The sequence below is a fragment of the Arsukibacterium indicum genome, assembly GCF_019100565.1.
Classification (GTDB): domain Bacteria; phylum Pseudomonadota; class Gammaproteobacteria; order Enterobacterales; family Alteromonadaceae; genus Alishewanella; species Alishewanella indicum.
The window spans coordinates 321,118-340,000 of the sequence record NZ_JAHRID010000004.1 but is presented as its reverse complement, the minus strand read 5'-3'; the positions used below and the strand labels follow the sequence as shown (position 1 = coordinate 340,000).

General features: G+C 45.2%; 18 protein-coding genes and 1 tRNA gene. 6 read left to right on the top strand and 13 right to left on the bottom strand.

Annotation, left to right across the window (positions count from 1 at the left end):
- Positions 1 to 220: 220 nt before the first annotated feature.
- Positions 221 to 1,351, bottom strand: coding sequence for a GNAT family N-acetyltransferase/peptidase C39 family protein (locus KQY15_RS11250; RefSeq protein WP_217669289.1), 1,131 nt, complete (start codon positions 1,349 to 1,351; stop codon positions 221 to 223).
- Positions 1,352 to 1,511: 160 nt separating this feature from the next.
- Here KQY15_RS11250 and KQY15_RS11245 point away from each other — a divergent pair, with 160 nt between their 5' ends.
- Positions 1,512 to 2,978 (top strand): RimK family ATP-grasp domain-containing protein, encoded by a 1,467-nt coding sequence (locus KQY15_RS11245; RefSeq protein ID WP_217669288.1) that lies wholly within the window; start codon positions 1,512 to 1,514, stop codon positions 2,976 to 2,978.
- A 38-nt stretch (positions 2,979 to 3,016) separates the two neighbouring features.
- Here KQY15_RS11245 and KQY15_RS11240 read toward each other — a convergent pair.
- The 4 genes from KQY15_RS11240 to udk form a co-directional block, all read right to left on the bottom strand.
- Positions 3,017 to 3,102, bottom strand: a tRNA-Leu gene (locus KQY15_RS11240).
- 137 nt (positions 3,103 to 3,239) lie between these two features.
- Positions 3,240 to 4,187 (bottom strand): isopenicillin N synthase family dioxygenase, encoded by a 948-nt coding sequence (locus KQY15_RS11235; RefSeq protein WP_217669287.1) that lies wholly within the window; start codon positions 4,185 to 4,187, stop codon positions 3,240 to 3,242.
- 16 nt (positions 4,188 to 4,203) lie between these two features.
- Entirely contained in the window at positions 4,204 to 5,412 is a 1,209-nt protein-coding gene (locus KQY15_RS11230; RefSeq protein ID WP_217669286.1) for a NupC/NupG family nucleoside CNT transporter, read from the bottom strand.
- 20 nt (positions 5,413 to 5,432) lie between these two features.
- Positions 5,433 to 6,065 carry a uridine kinase gene (gene udk / locus KQY15_RS11225; protein ID WP_217669285.1) on the bottom strand — a complete coding sequence of 211 codons (633 nt, stop codon included), beginning with the start codon at positions 6,063 to 6,065 and terminating at the stop codon, positions 5,433 to 5,435.
- A 279-nt stretch (positions 6,066 to 6,344) separates the two neighbouring features.
- On the opposite strand from udk, the gene KQY15_RS11220 reads away from it, so the two are divergent.
- Positions 6,345 to 6,824: a hypothetical protein gene (locus KQY15_RS11220; protein WP_217669284.1), complete on the top strand. Its 480-nt coding sequence runs from the start codon at positions 6,345 to 6,347 to the stop codon at positions 6,822 to 6,824.
- A 372-nt stretch (positions 6,825 to 7,196) separates the two neighbouring features.
- Here the strand turns inward: KQY15_RS11220 and KQY15_RS11215 are convergent, their stop codons facing one another.
- Positions 7,197 to 10,307, bottom strand: coding sequence for a TonB-dependent receptor (locus tag KQY15_RS11215; RefSeq protein ID WP_217669283.1), 3,111 nt, complete (start codon positions 10,305 to 10,307; stop codon positions 7,197 to 7,199).
- A gap of 364 nt (positions 10,308 to 10,671) precedes the next feature.
- Here KQY15_RS11215 and KQY15_RS11210 point away from each other — a divergent pair, with 364 nt between their 5' ends.
- Positions 10,672 to 11,802: an endonuclease/exonuclease/phosphatase family protein gene (locus tag KQY15_RS11210; RefSeq protein ID WP_217669282.1), complete on the top strand. Its 1,131-nt coding sequence runs from the start codon at positions 10,672 to 10,674 to the stop codon at positions 11,800 to 11,802.
- A 29-nt stretch (positions 11,803 to 11,831) separates the two neighbouring features.
- Here KQY15_RS11210 and rlmM read toward each other — a convergent pair whose 3' ends face one another.
- From rlmM to mutY, 6 genes are read right to left on the bottom strand one after another with little or no spacing between them, the layout of a single operon-like run.
- Positions 11,832 to 12,914: a 23S rRNA (cytidine(2498)-2'-O)-methyltransferase RlmM gene (rlmM, locus tag KQY15_RS11205; protein ID WP_217669281.1), complete on the bottom strand. Its 1,083-nt coding sequence runs from the start codon at positions 12,912 to 12,914 to the stop codon at positions 11,832 to 11,834.
- Positions 12,911 to 13,288, bottom strand: a complete 378-nt coding sequence (locus KQY15_RS11200) for a DUF423 domain-containing protein (protein WP_217669280.1) — start codon at positions 13,286 to 13,288, stop codon at positions 12,911 to 12,913. The genes rlmM and KQY15_RS11200 overlap by 4 nt, the downstream gene beginning before the upstream one ends.
- Positions 13,263 to 13,883: an alpha/beta family hydrolase gene (locus KQY15_RS11195; protein ID WP_217669279.1), complete on the bottom strand. Its 621-nt coding sequence runs from the start codon at positions 13,881 to 13,883 to the stop codon at positions 13,263 to 13,265. Before KQY15_RS11195 ends, KQY15_RS11200 begins: the two co-directional genes overlap by 26 nt.
- Positions 13,864 to 14,799, bottom strand: a complete 936-nt coding sequence (locus KQY15_RS11190; protein ID WP_217669278.1) for a transcriptional regulator GcvA — start codon at positions 14,797 to 14,799, stop codon at positions 13,864 to 13,866. Before KQY15_RS11190 ends, KQY15_RS11195 begins: the two co-directional genes overlap by 20 nt.
- A gap of 20 nt (positions 14,800 to 14,819) precedes the next feature.
- Positions 14,820 to 15,092 (bottom strand): oxidative damage protection protein, encoded by a 273-nt coding sequence (locus KQY15_RS11185; RefSeq protein ID WP_217669277.1) that lies wholly within the window; start codon positions 15,090 to 15,092, stop codon positions 14,820 to 14,822.
- Between the two features lie 12 nt (positions 15,093 to 15,104).
- Positions 15,105 to 16,175 (bottom strand): A/G-specific adenine glycosylase, encoded by a 1,071-nt coding sequence (gene mutY, locus KQY15_RS11180; RefSeq protein ID WP_217669276.1) that lies wholly within the window; start codon positions 16,173 to 16,175, stop codon positions 15,105 to 15,107.
- Positions 16,176 to 16,342: 167 nt separating this feature from the next.
- Between mutY and trmB the strand changes: the two genes are divergently transcribed.
- The 3 genes from trmB to KQY15_RS11165 are packed head-to-tail and all read left to right on the top strand — an operon-like array spanning position 16,343 to position 18,466.
- On the top strand, positions 16,343 to 17,113 hold the full coding sequence (gene trmB / locus KQY15_RS11175) for a tRNA (guanosine(46)-N7)-methyltransferase TrmB (protein WP_372449317.1): 771 nt from the start codon (positions 16,343 to 16,345) through the stop codon (positions 17,111 to 17,113).
- Complete coding sequence (locus tag KQY15_RS11170) at positions 17,113 to 18,132, top strand: class I SAM-dependent methyltransferase (protein ID WP_217669275.1); 1,020 nt, start codon at positions 17,113 to 17,115, stop codon at positions 18,130 to 18,132. The genes trmB and KQY15_RS11170 overlap by 1 nt, the downstream gene beginning before the upstream one ends.
- A gap of 4 nt (positions 18,133 to 18,136) precedes the next feature.
- Positions 18,137 to 18,466 carry a hypothetical protein gene (locus KQY15_RS11165; RefSeq protein WP_217669274.1) on the top strand — a complete coding sequence of 110 codons (330 nt, stop codon included), beginning with the start codon at positions 18,137 to 18,139 and terminating at the stop codon, positions 18,464 to 18,466.
- Here the strand turns inward: KQY15_RS11165 and KQY15_RS11160 are convergent.
- Positions 18,463 to 18,861, bottom strand: a complete 399-nt coding sequence (locus KQY15_RS11160; RefSeq protein ID WP_217669273.1) for a DUF3293 domain-containing protein — start codon at positions 18,859 to 18,861, stop codon at positions 18,463 to 18,465. The two genes, KQY15_RS11165 and KQY15_RS11160, sit on opposite strands and share 4 nt — an antisense overlap.
- Positions 18,862 to 18,883: the final 22 nt, after the last annotated feature.

Below are 18,883 nucleotides of genomic sequence, written 5' to 3'. Positions count from 1 at the left end.
CCATTTTAGTGATTTAAACCTGACTGTCAAGGGTCTTTTTTAAAGATTTTTGCAATCCGGTTTATCTCACCTGAAGCCTGCTTGACGCAGCCCCCGTCGGCATGGCGCGCATTATAGGGGGTTTTAGCTACGCTGCAAGCTTTAAAATAATAAAAAACTACGGCAATGATTCGTTCGCACAAAAAGCAGACGGTTTAATCAAAATACTTACAAAACCCGCTTATTTTTTCTGCGCTCCGATAATAACAGCAGCCTTAAGTCGCTTTTTGCCATAGCTGAAAGCTTTGCTAAATACTTTATACTCGATTGGAATGTATTGTCGCTCCGCTGTCGACAACCAGGGAATGTCAGCTGTATCAGGATCGTTAATATAAATAAAGTTATCATCGGCAGCGCACACCACCACCCAGTGGGGTGCTTTGCTCTTATCAAATTGCCAGGTACTGATAAGAGCAATAATCAATTTATCTTGTTGCAAATACCGTTTAATTGCACTTACCGTAAGCTCAGCATGATGAACGGTGACACCTTGCTGCTCAGTTTGTTGCCTGAAAGCGTCATGTACCCGCTGCAGTACCGCTTTTTTAGCCTCACTTCTCACACTGTCACCAAACAGTAAACCATCATTATTCAGGTAGACTTCAGCAGTAAAACCTCTACGATGCGCCGCTAATGCTAATCCTCTTGGGCCACAACCGCCGTGTCCACTGGTCATAAATATGGTGGTGGCCTCCCTCCATAGCTCAATTTCATGCTGATAAGGATTAAATGAGCCTGGTTCAAAATAATTGAAGGCCATTAATAAACTGGCCGGCCCACATGTAAAAGGTGTAGTTTGTGCGATATAAGGAACCTGACGGGTACCCGAGTCACGCTTAAACTGAATCACTTGCTTCTGCATGCAGATTGCGTCTGAATGATCTTCATAGAAGTCATGTTTTATCGCAAACTCATGGTACTGTAGTTTTTTATAGAGTTTTATTGCTGCTTCGTTATCTTTACGTACTTCCAACCTTAACAATGCACAATGTCGATTAGCCGCCTGGACCTCAGCTTCAGCCATCAGCTTTTCGGCAAACCCTTTTTGCCGGAATGCAGGATCCACGGCTATTGAATACAACCGCGCCAGACTCGTGCCTCTGCGGTAGATCAATAGAAAATAGCCTGCCAGTGCCTCGCCAACTTCCAGTACAAGCAAGTCGCTACGTTTTTCAGTAATGAACCGTCGAAAACTACGAATACTTAACCTGTCTGAAACAAAGCAACGGTGCTCAATAGATTGTAAAGCAGGAACATCAGCCAGCATGGCAGGTCGTAATCTGATATTGTGGTCCTGCTCTGACTTAACCATAAACTTTTACCTTAAACATCATTCTTAATAGCATCTTAAATACATCACAACAGTTATCCTTTTGAAATGCCAGTAAGAAATTCTGATGCTATGCTGAAAAATAATTTGCTGTCATTCAATGCCATAATAAGTCAGGCTTAACCCGCTAACAGGAGGCAACATGGCGAAACTGATAATAATAGTAGATAAAGCTCAGGACTGGGCACCATTTCATCAATACGACGGTGTAATGAGCTTACCCGCCTATCTGAAATGGTCCGCAAAACAGAAACAGCGGGTACGGGTCATTAATCTGTGCCGTCAGTCACATTATCTGGGTAGTGGTTACTATTGTTCTTTGCTCGCTGAAGCACGCGGCCATAATGTTATGCCGTCGGTACGGGCTTTTAATAAGTTTAACCGCCACGAAATTGCTGATATTGCTGATGAAGTACCACTGGCGCTACTGCAACAATTGAATAAAGATCTTGCTGAAGAAACCGCAAGCCAGCTAACGTTTAATATTTACTTTGGGGAAACGGAGCATAAAGCATTAAAAAAAGTTGCCGCCTATCTGTTTGAGGCTTTTCCGGTACCCATCCTCAGAGTCGAGCTTCAGAAGAAAACCCGCTGGCAGGTTAAAACCCTGAAAATTGGCAGTGTCAACAAACTCACTGAAACGGAGCAAAGCCTGTTTGGCAATATTCTTGAAAAATACAGCCACAAAATATGGCGGCTGGAACCGGCTAACCGCAAGTTTAAATATGACCTGGCTGTGTTAGTTGATCCGAAAGAGAAGTTTCCACCTTGCACGCCCAAGTCATTGGATTTGTTTGTTCGGGCGGCAAAAAAAGCAGCAATGGATGTGGAGCAGATCACCTCGAAAGATATTCACCGGCTTGCCGAATTCGATGGGTTGTTTATTCGGGAAACAACAGCGGTAAATCACCATACATTTCATATGGCACAAAAGGCCGAACGCGAAGGATTGGCAGTAGTAGATGATCCAAGTTCTATTTTACGCTGCGGTAATAAAGTTTATCTGCACACGCTGTTTGAACAACACAAAGTACCGATGCCCGATGGCCTGATGTTATTTAAGCAGGATGAAGATAATTTGGAACGTGCTGCCGACAGCCTCGGTTTACCATTGGTTCTGAAAATACCCGACGGCAGTTTTTCCCGCGGGGTTATCAAAGTAAAAACCCTGACAGAATTACGCTCTACTCTCACCAGTCTGTTTGAGCAAAGCGCTATTATTCTGGCACAGCGCTATACCTTCACCGAATACGACTGGCGGATTGGCGTATTAAACGGCCAGGCGATATTTGCCTGTAAATACTTTATGGCCCGCAATCACTGGCAAATATATAAACATGGCAAAGCAAAAACAGAAAGTGGTGGCTTTAGTACCTGCGCAGTAAATGAAGTACCGGCGCATGTGCTGGATGCGGCAATCCGCGCCTGTGCACCTATTGGTGATAGCCTTTATGGTGTAGATGTTAAACAAGACGGCGAAAAGGTTTACGTCATAGAAGTAAATGACAACCCTAACATTGATGACGGCGTAGAAGACCTGCACCTGGGTAACAAACTATACGATATTCTGGTAGAAGACTTTATCCGCCGCATCGAATTAAAACGGTAACATGTAGATGCAAAAAAACCGGCCAAGGCCGGTTAATTTGGTGCAGATGGAGAGACTCGAACTCTCACGCCTTGTGGGCACAAACACCTGAAGCTTGCGTGTCTACCAATTCCACCACATCTGCGTATGTTTTACACTTTGCTTTAAAGCAGGTGCTTAACATGGCGAGCAGTATAGCGATTCAAAATAACTAGTCAACTATTGAATTCAACTATTCTGCTCGTTTTTACTCGTTCGCTTATTTGCTGAGCAGCGCGCTATTTATTTCGCCTTTTTCAGCAAGCCAATCTCTTCCAGCCGCTGCATCAAATAATCGTTTGAGTTGATTGGCTCAGGATAGCGATTAGGTCGATCCTTGCTGATACAGGTTTCCAGCGTTTCAATGACAAAGTCCGGATTCGGATGCATAAAAAACGGAATAGAGTAACGTGGCTCACTGGCCGCTGCACCAGCTGGATTGACAACCCGGTGGGTTGTAGATGGTAACACATGGTTAGTCAGCCGTTGCAACATATCACCAATATTAACCACTATAGTGCCTTCAATGGTGGTTACCGGTAACCAGCTACCGTCGCGACGCAAAATCTCCAGGCCTGCTTCATTAGAGCCAACCAGCAAGGTGATCAGGTTGATATCCTCATGCTGTCCAGCACGGATAGATTCAGTAGTGGTATCTTTAATAGGCGGATAGTGAATAGGCCGCAATATAGAATTACCGTAATTGACCTTATCAGCAAAGTACTGCTGCGGCTGACCAAGATACAAGGCCAATGCTTCCAGTACACGGTTGCCCAGCTGTTCCAGCTCAGTAAACAGAGTATAAGTTGCCTCTTTAAAGCCAGGCACCTCAGATGGCCAGATATTCGGATATAAGCTTGGGTGCGGTGCCGGGCCATCCAACTCGCGACCAACATGCCAGAACTCTTTTAAATCCGGATGATTTGAGTCTTTGGCTTTTTCAACGCCAACGGCGGTATAGCCGCGCGCACCGCCCTGCCCTGGTTTATGGTATTTTGTTTTAACCTCAGTCGGTAAAGCGAAAAACTGCTTAATCGCGCTATAGGTATTTGCTACCACTTCATCTGGAATACCGTGGCCACTGATGCCGCAGAATCCAAACTCAGTGTAGGCTTTGCCAATTTCGGCAACAAAGTTATCTTTGTCGGTGGCAAACCGTCTTATATCTAACGTTGGAACTTGCTGTGTCATATAAAAGACCTGTTTGTTAGCCTAAGGAAAAAAAGAACCCTGCTATTGCAGCGCTCATCAAGTTAGCCAATGTTGCAGCAAGCAGGGCTTTTAACCCCAGTTGTGCAATATCAGCCCGGCGCCCCGGAGCCATGCCGCCCAGGCCACCTAATAAAATAGCAATTGAAGAAAAGTTAGCAAAACCACAAAGGGCAATAGTCACTATTACCTGAGTATGAGCACTTAGCTGATCTTTCACCTGCACAAAGTCGAGGTATGCCACAAATTCATTAATGACCAGTTTCTGGCCAATAAAGCTGCCGGCCAACCGGGCTTCATCCCAGGACACCCCGAGAATAAAAGCCAGCGGCTGAAAAACATAACCAAAAATCAATTGCAGTGTCAGGTTCTCCATACCAAACCAACCGCCAATGCCACCTACAATACCATTTACCAGCGCAATTAAACCAACGAACGCCAACAACATAGCACCGACATTCAGCGCCAGCTGCATACCACTGGAGGCGCCAGCTGCTGCCGCGTCAATGACATTAGTATGTGGTTTTTCAGTGCTTATTTCAGTTAGCTCATTCTTTGGCTGCTCAGTTTCTGGCAATATTATTTTTGCCATTAAAAAGCCACCAGGCGCCGCCATAAAACTTGCGGCAATTAAATACTTCAGTTCAATCCCTAAACCAGCGTAACCAGCCAGCACAGAACCAGCAACTGACGCCAGGCCACCTACCATTACTGCAAATAACTCTGAGCGGGTCATGGTTGGAATAAAGGGCTTAACCACTAACGGTGCTTCAGTCTGACCAACAAAAATATTTGCCGCCGCCGACATAGATTCCGGCCGGCTGGTACCTAATAGTTTTTGCAAGCCACCGCCAATCAGCCGGATAACCCAGCTCATTAAACCAATATGGTAAAGCACCGCAATTAAAGATGAGAAAAAGATAATTATCGTTAACACATGAATGGCGAATATAAAACCTTGCGAGAACTTGCCTAAATCGCCGAATAGAAACTGAATACCGGCATTGGCGTAGCCGATAACATTGGCCACGACCTGCGATATACTGTAAAGCACGTCCTGGCCCACTGGCACGTACAGCACAAAAGCACCAATTGCCAACTGAATTGCAAAAGCACCACCAACGGTGCGCCAGTTTATCCGGCTACGGTGTGCTGATGCCGCAATTGCCACCAGCAATAAGGCAAGAATGCCCACTAATCCCATCATACGTTATTCCCTGATTATTATTATTCTGCCAGCAGCTGGCGAATTTTTGCTTTTATAATATCGATCGCAATCTGATTTTTACCACCACGGGTTACCACCAAATCAGCAAATTGTTTGGAAGGCGCTATAAACTCGAAAAAAGCCGGCCGCACTGTTGTTTCGTATTGCTCAGTTACTGACGCCAGGCTTCTGCCGCGATCTTCCAGATCGCGCTTTATCCGGCGCAGTAAACAAATATCCAGTGGTGTATCCATAAAAACACTAATATCAAACTGCTGGCGCAATTTTTCATCATTCAGCAATAAAATCCCTTCCACTAAAATCACTTTTGCGGCTTGCACTTTAATTGTTTCATCTAAACGGGTATGCAATTTGTAACTGTACTGCGGCATTTCAATACTCTGGCCAGCACGCAAACGTTGCAGGTGCTCAACCAGTAAACCATGTTCAAAGGCAGATGGATGATCATAATTGGTCAGGATCCGCTGATCAAAAGATAAATGGCTTTGGTCCCGGTAGTAAGCATCTTCGGATAAAATAGCGATACGTTCGCCGCCCAGTTCTGCTACCAGCTCCTGGTATACTGTTGATGCAAACAAACTTTTACCAGATGCCGAAGCACCAGCAATAGCAATAATAGTATTTTTAGCCACAACATCGCCTACTTTCCGGAAAACAGCTGGTGATTATCGCTAAAAAAGTTTTATTAAGAAATACAAAAATGCAATTTAAAACCCTTAAGACAACTAGAACATGAAGACAATGTCACGTCAGCTCTATAAATTGCAGCCCTAATTCAAATGCCTAAAAACCCTCAAACCGAAATAAACAACCTAAAATCTAAACATATTTAAATTTAATGTTGCATATATGGCCGATTAGCCATACATTAATAACACTTCATTAACCCACAAAACACAAAGGTAATAAAAATGAAGAGAAATATAATTAAATCCCTTGCCGCGACTGTAATTTTTGCAGTTTCAGCTCCTGTATTTTCTAGCGCCTTCGACATAACATACGTTGCATATCAAAGCGGTATCTCGTCAAGAGGCAATGGTGCTGGAAGTGCATATGTTTTCACCAATAACGGAGATTCTGAATTTCATATAGATGGATATTCTGTCTATGTTGATGAACTGATTGAATACTACGAACTGCTCGAGCATCGAAGTTTAGTTGAGTATGTCAATAGCACTTATAATACAAGTCTTACTGACAACAAGGCTTATGCCGCTGTATACAGATTGCAAATAGATGTTGATACTGATTTGGACGGTCAGGCTGATGAACATTATTGGCATTCAGACATCATAAGTGGCTCTGATTGGGACAACAACGGTTTGATAGACGTTTTAGAAAATACTTCAGTTTTACGACATAGGAATGTAGGTGAAGTTAAACCTAGATAGTTAAATTTATCAAAGAAACATTTAGGCAGCACCTTGCTAACTTAAGCTCCTCATCTTTACAAGATGAGGAGCTTTTTAATTGGTTTGCTTTATATGTCTAATTAAACTCCAAAGGATAACCTAAAGTTTTTTCAAGCAGTGTTAGTTTTTCGAGTCGCTCATATATATGTCAAATGACTGCCCACTACTATGCCGCGAGGGCTTCGTAAGTATCAAAATGAGCTATATCAATAAAACCAAAAAAACTTCTTAAGTCGACTTGAAGTAGACATTTTTCAAGTTTTCCTCGCTAAGAGAACAGCAGAAAAAATAAAAGCTGCTAAAAAAATGCCCGCATTAAGCGGGCATTTAAAACAACAGTCGAACTGGCAGTTAGAAGCGGTAGCTTACGCCCACTTTTAGGCGCCAGGTTGAATCCTGAGTATAGAAGGTGTCCCAGTTGCGAGTATTGGTAGACGGGTTACCATACACGTACTGACGCGTCGCTGGGTCAATAGTAAACTCAACCAGTTCAACCGTGCCAAAGTCACTACCATACACTTTACCTTTACTGCTATCCAGCAGGTTCAAGAAGTTGTCGACAGTTACGTACACTAAACCTTTATGTCCTTCCATAAACCCAGGGATTTCCTGACGGATACTTAAATCAAGTGTGGTGACCCAAGGTGTGGTGTTTACGCCTTTTGGTAAGTAACCACCAGCATACTGGCTCAGACCCAGCGCATTAATTGTGTTGAAGAAGGTCGCTTCTGCCTCTGGTGAAGCAAAGCGCACATTCGTATCACCCTGCGTTGGAATGTAAGGCAAGAATGAGTCGGTAAAAATGCCAGGACTCAGAAGGCCATACGGATCGCCCAAATCACCAACACGGTTACCATCAGCATAATAAGTGATCGGCTTACCTGAACGACGCTCAAAGAACATATTCACATTGGTTTTGTATCCAGCAAACAGCTCTGTTTCATAGCCAAAATTAACAACGAAACGGTGCTCAGTTTCAAAGGTTGAACGACCAACGATAGCTTCGTTCCGGTTAATTGTCGTATTAAAACCATAGTTGCTGGTCGCTGTCGAGCTTGTACTAGTGTGAGAATCAGTAATATCCTGATTAGTATAAGAAGTGGTCAATGTGATACCATTGTCCCATTTCTTGAATAATACAGTACTAAAGATCTTCGATTCACCGTCTTTGTCGGCATTAGTTAGCATCAAGTCGTATGTACTGCCATCTTCATCATCATAAATGATTCGGCCGCCATCAGCTGTAGTACCGTCTTCATCACCAATTAAACTGGCATCTTTCCAGAAGGCTGTGTTCTCGCCTTTCTTGTACATAAACTCTGTAGTCCACAGAATGTTGTCACCAACGTATGGTAAATCAAAACGGTAGTCCGCCGCCAACTGGAAACGCCAGTCTGAAGGCAACTTGAAATTTGGATCTGTAAAGTTGGTGCTTGCAAAACGGGTTGAATTGGCAACAGTATCCAAAACATTTTGTGGGATTTGGTCAATACGGATATTGGCCAAATCTGGGCCGCTACGCAATGTAACCTCACCAATTCCAACTCCTGGATTCGAATAGGAATTCGATACCCAAACTGTTGGCTGACCACCAGAGAACCGGCCCACACCACCGCGCACAACTAAGTCATCAGCAGCATCCCAAGTGAAACCGAACCGGGGTAAAAGAATACCAGTACCGTCAAGGTTTTCTGTATTGGAAAAACCTGTGCGTTCTTCGGCCTGTGGGTTATAGGTTGGGGTATCGCTAGACGCTAGCATTTCATAGCGTAAGCCGATATCTAACACTAACTCAGGGCTGATATTCCACTCATCATGTATGTAAACCGCGTGCTCATCACGGGTAAACGCAGCGGCTGCATCAACAGGGTTAAGACTGGTTGCGTTTTGATAGCGTAAAAACGAGGCCTGCTGGTTAGCGAAGTCTTCAATACTGTTGAATTGATATTCACCCTTGGTACGCTGTAAAAACAGGTTATAAATATCAAGGCTTTTGTATTGATAACCAAAATTAATGCTGTGATCGCCCACCAAATAGTCGGCATCAAATGCCATAATTAACGATTCTTTTTTCAGCTCGTTTGAATGACGCGATAAATCAGAGCCTAAAGCGATGTTTCCTGTTGGGGTGAAGATTGTTACATCACCGAAATCACCATAAGAAGCCTGAATAGTTGGGTTATCGATATAAGTTAAACTAAATTGAGTTGAAAAATCTGGCGTCCAGTCTGAGTAAAGTTTAAACGCATAGTTATTTAACTCTTCCACTCTGTCGTACCAATGAGATGAAAAGCGTAACTCACCGGCAAAGTTAGACGCATTTGAGGTACGATTACCTTTTGTATACTGATACGTTAATGCTGCACGATGGTCATAATTTATGTTCCAGTCTAACTTTAACAATAACTTTTCATCATCAGTAACCGGTGATGCATCCCACACCCCGGCATCAACACCATACACAGTTCTGGCAATTTCCTGAACAGCGAGATACTGCTCGTTAGTTGCTTGTGTCTGATTAGGAGCACCAGACCCTGCCGGACCCCACTCAGCAAACGTCTCAGCTTCAAAGTATTCATAGGATGCAAAAAAGAACAACTTATCTTTGATAAAGGCGCCACCTAAGGTCGCTCCATAAGTTGTTTCATCAAAGTCGAGTGGGATTTCATTCATGCCGTTTTGCGGAGTGCCAGCTAACTTATCGTTTTGCGTTTCATAGAACACAGAGCCAAACAACTCGTTGGCACCTGACTTCGTTACCGCATTAATTTTAGCCCCCTGAAAACCACTGTCTTTGGCGTTGAAAGGTGAAACGTCGATCGTTACCTGATCAATTGCTTCCAAAGAAATAGGAGAACGGGTTGTTGGGTAGCCGTTGGCGTTTAAACCAAAGTCGTCATTCTGTGCAATACCATCCACACTGATACTGTTAAAACGTGGGTTTGTACCCGCTACACTTAACTCACCGTCTTTTGATGATAATACTGCCAAAGGGTTGTTACGGACGATATCTTTAATATCGCGAGTAAAGCTTGGTGCATTAGCAATATCATCGGCGTTAAAGTAGCTACTACTGCCTGTATTATTGCCTGTGGTAATGGTACTACCAGTTACAGAAATACGCTCAACCTGTGTCGCCTCAAGTTGAGCATTTAAGCGAAATGACTCTCCCAGCGATATAAAAATATTTTCATAGGTTTTAGCGCCTTCAGCGCTGGTGATGGTCACAGTGTAGGGTCCACCAACACGCAAACCTGAGCTTGAAAAGGCTCCAGATTCGTTTGAAACTGCTACAGAACGTGTGCCTGACGGTACATGTAAAATCTCCACACGAGCGTTAGTCGCAACCTGTCCGCTTGGCGTAACAACATTTCCTCTAATAGCTGATGATGTATCAGCATAGGCCATAGTGCTTACACCCATTGCGAGTGTGACCGCCAACGCTAAATGTTTTATTTTCATATCGTTTTCACCTGGTAGTTAATAGTAGTGTTCTAATTCCGTTTGAATACAGATGTTATTTCAAGCTGGGGCTTAGTGTAACTATTTTTTATGTCACTTTCGTTACATCACAATTTAACCGGGAACTTTTTAGCTCTTCTTAAGTCAAAGTGCGTCTGTCATCCAAGTGTAACATGGCTGGTCAGAGTTGCGAATAATCACGTCCTAAATTGCTCAAAAAATATCATTCAGGGTGTATATCTTTGCTCTGCTGGTGTTTTTATTAACGCCCCGTTATGCTTGCAAGCCGTTTTACTAATTCTTTTTTACTATGCTTAAACACTTTTATTTTGCCTTTTTATTAATGCTTACGCCCGGAGTAGCTATGGCCGCACCCCCCACTGAGATTAAAGTTGCTACGTTTAACGTCAGTATGGAATCAAGCAATTATCTGCCGCGGGGTGAAACCGGCAACAACAAGGTGCTGGCTGGCATTCTGGCAAAAGGTGACAACCCACAGGTAAAAAATATCGCAGCGATAATTCAGCGGGTAAGGCCCGACGTTATTCTGCTTAATGAGTTTGATTACATTGCAAATCCCGAAGAAGGTGTGCAGCTGTTTATCAAAAATTATCTTAATCAGGCTCAGCAAGGCAGCGCGGCGATAGACTATCCTTACTTTTACTATTCAACCGTCAACACCGGCCAACCCAGCCCGTTTGATCTTGATAACGATGGCAAAGCTTCCGGCGTAGGAGCTGATGCCTGGGGTTACGGTTTTTACCCGGGCCAGTATGGTATGGTTATTTTATCAAAGTTTCCGATTGATACCGCAAATGTAAGGACTTTTCAGCATTTCAAATGGCGCGATATGCCAGGTTTTATGCCAACAACAAAACAGGATGGCAGCCCCTGGTATAGCCCCGAAGCCTGGCAGCAAATGCCTTTGTCATCTAAATCTCATTGGGATATTCCGCTGACAATTGATGATAAGACGGTACATATTCTGGCCAGCCACCCGACGCCACCGGTTTTTGATGGCCCGGAAAACCGCAATGGTATCCGCAATCATGATGAGATCCGCTTCTGGCTGGACTATCTTAATCCAGCAAAAGCAGATTATATTTATGATGATAATGGTAAGACCGGCGGTCTGGCTGCAAACAACCGTTTCGTGCTACTCGGCGATTTAAATGCTTCTGCTGATGGTGACGGTGACGCTATTAACACTGCGATAAAAGCATTGGTTAATCACGATAAAATAAAACAAAATTTTACCCCTGCAAGTTTAGGCGCAGCGGAAAACACTCCTGAACTGGACCACGCCAAATATCACACTGCAGGCTGGCGGATGCGGGCAGATTATGTTTTGGCATCAGACTTTGGTTGGGAAATAAAAGATGGTGGCGTATTCTGGCCGGCAAAAAATCAGCCTGATTACCCGTTGGTAGGCACCAGAGGTGCCAGCTCAGACCATAGATTGGTGTGGCTGACTCTTGAATTAAGCGCTGATTAATTCAGTGCTTAATTCAATGAAAGAAACGCTTAGAATTTCAAAATAAGGTTTTGCACGTGTACCGTGACTTCTTCACGGTCATGGTACAGATGCTTAACTTGCAAGCGAAATTTAATATCGGCATCTACCAGCCGCTGCTCCAGCAGAGCCAGTATCCCGGTTACTGTTTCATAGCGCTTTTTCATCGGCAGTTTTAAGTTAAATATGGCTTCCTGACACCAGCCGTTAATCAGCCAATCCCCCATCCGCTCAGCAACCCGTTGCGGCTGCTCAATCATATCGCAGACAAGCCAGTAGACATTTTTCTTTTGCGGCTCAAACTTAAAGCCATCTACCGTTAAATGCTTGACCTGGCCGGTTTGCATTAGTGACTCAGCCATAGGCCCGTTATCAATAGCGGTTACCATCATGCTGCGTTTAACCAACTGATAGGTCCAACCACCGGGGCTGGAGCCTAAATCCACCGCATTTAGGCCACCGCCTAAACGTTTATCCCATTCAGACTTAGGAATAAACTGCAGAAATGCTTCTTCCAGTTTTAAGGTGCTCCGGCTTGGCGCTTCGTTGGGAAACTTTAACCGCAAAATACCGTTTTCCAGCGGGCTGTTATTTTCCGGATAAGACAAGCCAACATAACCTTGCTGACCACTAAGTAACAACAGGTGTAAAACCGGCGCTCGTTTTTGCTCTTTCTGCAATAATATGCCCGCTTTACGCAAAGACTGACGAAGAGGTACTGTTAATTTACGCGCCAGGGTAGATAAGGTTTTACCATCGTTTGTTTCAGGATATTCAACCCGTAGCTCGCCACAGCCGGTTAAGTCAGCAGCTACAAGAGCTTCAAGTACCGGCGCTATTCGGTCTTCAGACGGCAATTCAATCAGTTCAGCCTGTAACAGACACCATTGTCGGATAAAAATGAAATGCTCAAACGGATAGTCCCGATAAAACGCTGCCAGACCATCTTCATCATAGGCTTCGAAAATAACGTAAGCTGAATTTGCTGTGAGCTTGCAAAAACCAAACACATCAAAGCTACTGGCTTTGTCCTGAATTTCTGCGGCACATTCTTTTTCAAAACCTGCCCGGCAGTATAGTAATAGCTGTTTCATTTAACATCCTTTTGCCAGGCGCTTAGTGCAAGCAGCAACCAGCCGATAATCAAAATTTGTCCACCTGTGGGTGCCAGGGCAGAATAGTATAACGGTAACTGCAGGACACCAGCACAAAGTGTCCAGACAAACAGCCAAAGTCCGAGATGCCACAACAGTACCACCACTTTTATCAACCTGAACCGGCCAGGATGACGACCAATAATTAATAGCGCCGGCACATGAAAAGCTAATATGCTGATTGCACTTAACAGCCGACCGAAATCTGTCGGGTTAAGCCCGGCCCATAAGTGCATTGAAGCGGCAGCCAACCCTACCACTGCTGCCCCGTACATTGCCGATAAACAATTAGTGACCGGCCAGAAGTATTTCATCTATTACCCCATTGCAATATGCCGCAGCAGCTTTAATAACTTGATGTTGCTGCCAGCCGCTAATTTTAGTCGGTTTAAAATCATGATCGGCTGCATTTAACCAACACACTGACACTTTTGGCCAGCTTAGGTCCGTCAGCTCTGTCTTTTTGCCAAAAGGGTCACGTTCTCCCTGCAAAATATGCAGTGGACTTGTCAGTTGACTGAAGTGCTCAGTCCGCCACTGGCTTTTACCCGGTGGATGAAACGGATAGCCAAAAGCGAAAATTGCCTTAACTTCCGGCGTATCTCTCAGATCCAGCATACTGGCGACCCGGCCGCCCATCGATTTGCCGCCGATAAAAATCGGCAAGCTGCCATCGGTCTGTTTAATCTGCTCAGTAAAATGTGATTGCAATACCGCCATTTTATCCGGCGGCCTTTTGCTGCCCAGTGCAATAATGCGCTGCATATATGGAAAATTAAACCGCTGCACGACGATATGGTGCTCTGCCAGCGCCCCGGCAAGCTGCGTCATAAAAGGGCTGTCACAATCTGCACCGGCACCATGCGCCAGAATTAAGCGGGCTTTGGCATTAATCAATGGCAACGGCATTAGTAAACTGTTGCTCAGTAAACAGCAATTGCTCGGCGGCTACCATATCGACCATCCACTGCCGGAATGCAGTAATTTTACCAAGCTCTGCCTGACTTTCACGGCAGACCAGATAGTAAGCATCTTTACTGATCAGCACATGATTAAACGGCACTATTAACCGGCCAGAATTAATATCCGGCCGGGCCAGCACGTTGTGCGCTAAGGCGACGCCCTGACCATGGATAGCTGCCTGCAATACCATTGATGAGTGGCTGAAGATCGGTCCCTGATTAACATTAAACTGCTTAAAGCCCTGACTGGTAAACCAGGCTTTCCAGGCACGACGCGAGCTGTCATGCAATAAATTGTGCCTGGCTAAATCAGTAGGTTCATTCAGTGGCTTGCCACTATTTAGTAATAACGGTGAACAAACCGGGAGCAAATATTCGGTATGCAGCTTATCCGCATGTAAATTGCGCCAGTTACCCCGGCCATAATAAATTGCGACGTCGACATCATCGGTCAATGAGCCTTCGTCTAAATCGACAGCTTTAATCCGGACATCAATATCCGGATGCTGCTCACTAAACTGATTTAAACGGGGAACCAGCCACTGAATAGCGAAACTCGGCTGCAAGCTGACTGTCAGGGAGCCCTTGGCACCACGAGCCAGTAATTTTTCAGTAGCTTCATGTAACTGCAGAAAAATTTCTTTAATATCCAGAAAGTAACTTTGGCCTTCTTCTGTCAGTAACAGCGAACGGTTCTTCCGCATAAACAGCTTTAAACCCAGATGATCTTCCAGTGCTTTAATCTGATGACTGATAGCGGCCTGGGTAACATACATTTCTTCCGCCGCCTTAGTAAAACTAAGGTGTCTGGCCGCTGTTTCAAAGGCTTTTAATGCGTTTAAGGGTGGCAGACGACGCGCCATAACTTTACTTTACTCAATAATTAGCTGGCTGGCGGCTTATAGCCTTCGATTTCAATATCCTGGCCCTGAAATAAAAAGGCTTCCATTTGCTGCTCCAGAAATTGCCGGTGTTCAGGATTCATCATATTCAGTTTTTTCTCGTTAATCAGCATAATTTGCTTCGCCTGCCACTTACTCCAGGCTTCTTTGCTGATCGAGTCAAATATTTTACTGCCCAGCTCCCCCGGATAAAGTTGAAAATCCAGGCCTGGTGCTTCTTTTTGTAAATACTGACAGAAAACCGTTCTGCTCATAAAAATTACTCCTTATTCAGTGGGCTGTAACGCCTGCAGTTGCTGTAGCAGGATTTTAGCGGGTGCGGACAGCCCCACCTGCGGTAATTGCGCTATTGTAAACCATTGTGCGTTGCTTTGCTCCTGCACACTGTCAGGTAACGTTTTAATCTGTACCAGTTGCGGTGTTATCCATAAATGAAAATGGCTGAAGGTATGGCGAAAGGCTGGCATATCAAGGCTGGAGCTAACCTGCAGCTGATTTAGCGCTATATAATCTGTGCGTAGCTGCTCACTGCTAAATTCAATAAAACCGTATAATCCTCCCCATAAGCCACTGGCCGGCCGCTGTTGCAGCAACACCTGCTGCTGATGTTGCAGCATTAACCAGTAACTGTGCTTTTCAGGTAGGGTTTTAGTGGACTTTTTACCGGGATAAAGGCTTTGATCCCCCGCCAGCGCAGCCCGGCAATTTAACTTGAGCGGACACTCTGCACAGCGGGGCTTACTGCGGCTGCAAAGTGTTGCGCCCAGGTCCATCATCGCCTGATTAAATGCAGTGACGTCCGGGCCAGCCGGAGTAACCTGCTCTGCCAGCTGCCATAGCTGCTGCTCCACCTTTTTGTTGCCGGGCCAGCCGGCAATGGCAGCAAAACGACTAAGTACCCGTTTGCAGTTGCCATCTAAAATGGGGTAATGCTGGCCCAGTGCCAGTGACAAAATGGCCCCGGCAGTAGAGCGGCCAATGCCGGGTAACGCCAGCACCTGCTCAAACTCAACCGGAAACTTACCATTGTGTTCAGCAGCGATAATTTGCGCGGCTTTATGTAAATTGCGGGCCCGTGCATAGTACCCCAGCCCGGTCCACAGATGCAGCACCTCGTCCTGCGAGGCTGCGGCCAGACTGGTTACATCGGGAAAGCGCCTGGTAAACTTCTCAAAATACGGAATAGCAGTGGCAACCTGGGTTTGTTGTAACATCACCTCACTAAGCCAGGTTTTGTAAGGGCTTTTGTTAATCTGCCACGGCAGGGTTTTACGGCCATGCAATTGATACCAGCTAAGCAGCTGCTCTGAAAACCAATTAGCAATATCTTTTTGCAACTGCCTTCCTCTCCTGTTTCACTAGCTTTTACAATGGCTATTTCACTACTTTGTCAATTGCTGCGCAGTATAAGCAGCTTGCAGCAGAATGCCAACGCAAAACGTCGGTTGAGCTTAGCCGCTAATATCCGCATAATATGCGCCGCAGTTTTATTCCGGAGCCAATAATGAGCAACACCCCCGTGCAACCAGAATCAGGGCAATCTGAATCAGCGCAACCTGAACCACAGCAAACTTCAGCAGACAGCGGCCAAAATGTACCTTACATGCGCAAAATCCGCTCATTTGTGCTGCGTGAAGGCCGGCTTACCAAAGGTCAGCAAAATGCGCTTGATAATCACTGGCCGGTATTAGGCCTGAATTATCAGAGTAGTTCACTGGATCTGGCCACAGTTTTTGGCCGCAGTGCGCCTGTAGTACTGGAAATTGGCTTTGGGATGGGGAAGTCTCTGGTTGAAATGGCTAAAAATGCCCCTGATAAAGACTTTATCGGCATTGAGGTACATAAACCCGGCGTCGGCGCCTGCCTTGGTGATGCTGCAGCAGCTGGCCTGAGTAACTTACGGTTATTTGAACATGATGCGGTTGAAGTATTAAATGACAGTATCGCTGACGAGAGCCTTGATACTGTTCAGTTGTTTTTTCCGGATCCATGGCATAAAAAGCGCCACCATAAGCGGCGTATTGTCCAGCCGGAATTTGTCCAGCTGCTACGCAAGAAGCTAAAGATTGGCGGTGTATTTCATATGGCAACAGACTGGCAAAATTATGCAGAGCATATGCTGGAAGTCATGCAGGCTGCTCCGGGTTTTCAGAATGAGTCTGCGTCGGCAGACTACGTTGAGCGCCCGGCACACCGGCCACTAACCAAATTTGAACAGCGCGGACAGCGGCTCGGCCACGGTGTCTGGGACCTTATGTTTAAAAGGATAAGCTGATGCTAGCTAATACCAGCCAGATGCTGCTGCGTAACATCGCAGATTTAACCGGCACTATTTTAATTGTGGAGCCACCGGCAGATGGACTGGCCCGTAATCTGCTGCCAGAACTGCCAGCTGCCGCAGCGCTTTGCTGTTATACCACCAATGCGGCAACGGCTGAACAGTGGCAATTGTCTGACGTAACCTGCTATTTCAGTGCGCTACCTAACTTTGAGCAGCAATTCGATACCGTTGTTATTTATTACCCGAAAAGTAAAGAGCAGCTCAGCTTGAGTCTGGCCGCCATTGCCCCGGCATTAAAAAACAGCAGCCAGATTTATCTGGTTGGTGACAATAAAGGGGGGATCAAAAGCCTGGGTAGTCACGCCGGTAAGCTTGGGCTCCAGGCGCATAAACTTGATAATGCTAAACACTGCCTATGGTATTGCCTCAGTGGCTCATTGACTGATTTAACTAAGCCCGTTTTCAGCCAGCATAAATTTACCATTGGCCAAACCACATTAAACATATGTTCAATTGCCGGGGTGTTTAATCATGGCAAACTGGACACCGGTACCGCATTATTATTAAATCATTTGCAGCATATTACTAAAGGTTCAGTTCTGGATTTTGGCTGTGGCTGTGGGGTTATTGGCGCCTTTCTGAAGAAAAACCACGCTGAAATCAGCCTGTACTGCTCTGATGTCAGTGCGCTGGCAACAGCAGCTACTGAGCAGACATTGCAAGCCAATAACCTGCAAGGCACTGTCGTCAATGCTGATGGGCTGCCGGCCCAGCCGACTACATTTGATCATATTGTTAGTAATCCGCCGTTTCATACCGGCATTAAAACCGACTATAGTATCAGTGAAGCGTTTATCAGTCAGAGTAAAGCCCGGCTTAACTCTGGTGGCAGTCTGACCCTGGTTGCAAATACTCATCTGGCTTATCAGACATTGCTGGAGCATACTTTCGGAAAAGTTGCGGTTCTGGCAAAAGCTAACGGTTTTGTTATTTATCAGGCAATAAAAAGGTAATGTAATGAAATTGCGGTCAATCATGCTGGTTTTAGCGGGTGCTATAGCTATCTTTACCCTGATAATACCGGTACAGGCCGCAGTTCCTCAGCAATGCATTCAGCAAAAAAACCGGGTTAAAGCTTGTCCACACTTGTTATACCGGGCCGACAAACTGCCATCGCACAATACAACACAATTGCTTTGCATCTGTGTTACTGACTTTCAGCCATTACTCTACCAGCCGGATAATGAGCAGCAAAAAATTGAGCAAAATATGACAAGGCGACAGTTCGAAGCTGAGTATGGTGATGATTTAGCAGTGATCCTTGCTATTTTGCGGCATCAGCGTTAATCAGCCAGTAAAATAACCCTGCTGTCAAATAGCCCCAGATACTCTTCAGACTGCTGAAACAGCACCGGAACCAGATACAATTTGTTTTGTTCAACCCAGTAAATAGCATTTTGCTGTAAGTCACGCCCCAGCTTTAATGCAAATGCTTTATCACAGAAAACTATCCAGCTTTTTTCCTGAAAACGTAAATCTGCCGATGCCCCGGTCACTGAGCGAAACGGAATTCTCGCCTGTTGCAACAGCCCTTCAAATCGCTTGTCCAGGCATAAATTCACATGCGGATTTTGTAATTCACCAGCCGGGTTCTGAGCACTGATAATGGCGAAGTCGAGTTGACGTGCCAGACGTTGCCGACAGATAAACACACTGTCTTTGTAAGCATCCCATAATGACATCTGTAACACTCACTTCAATTGA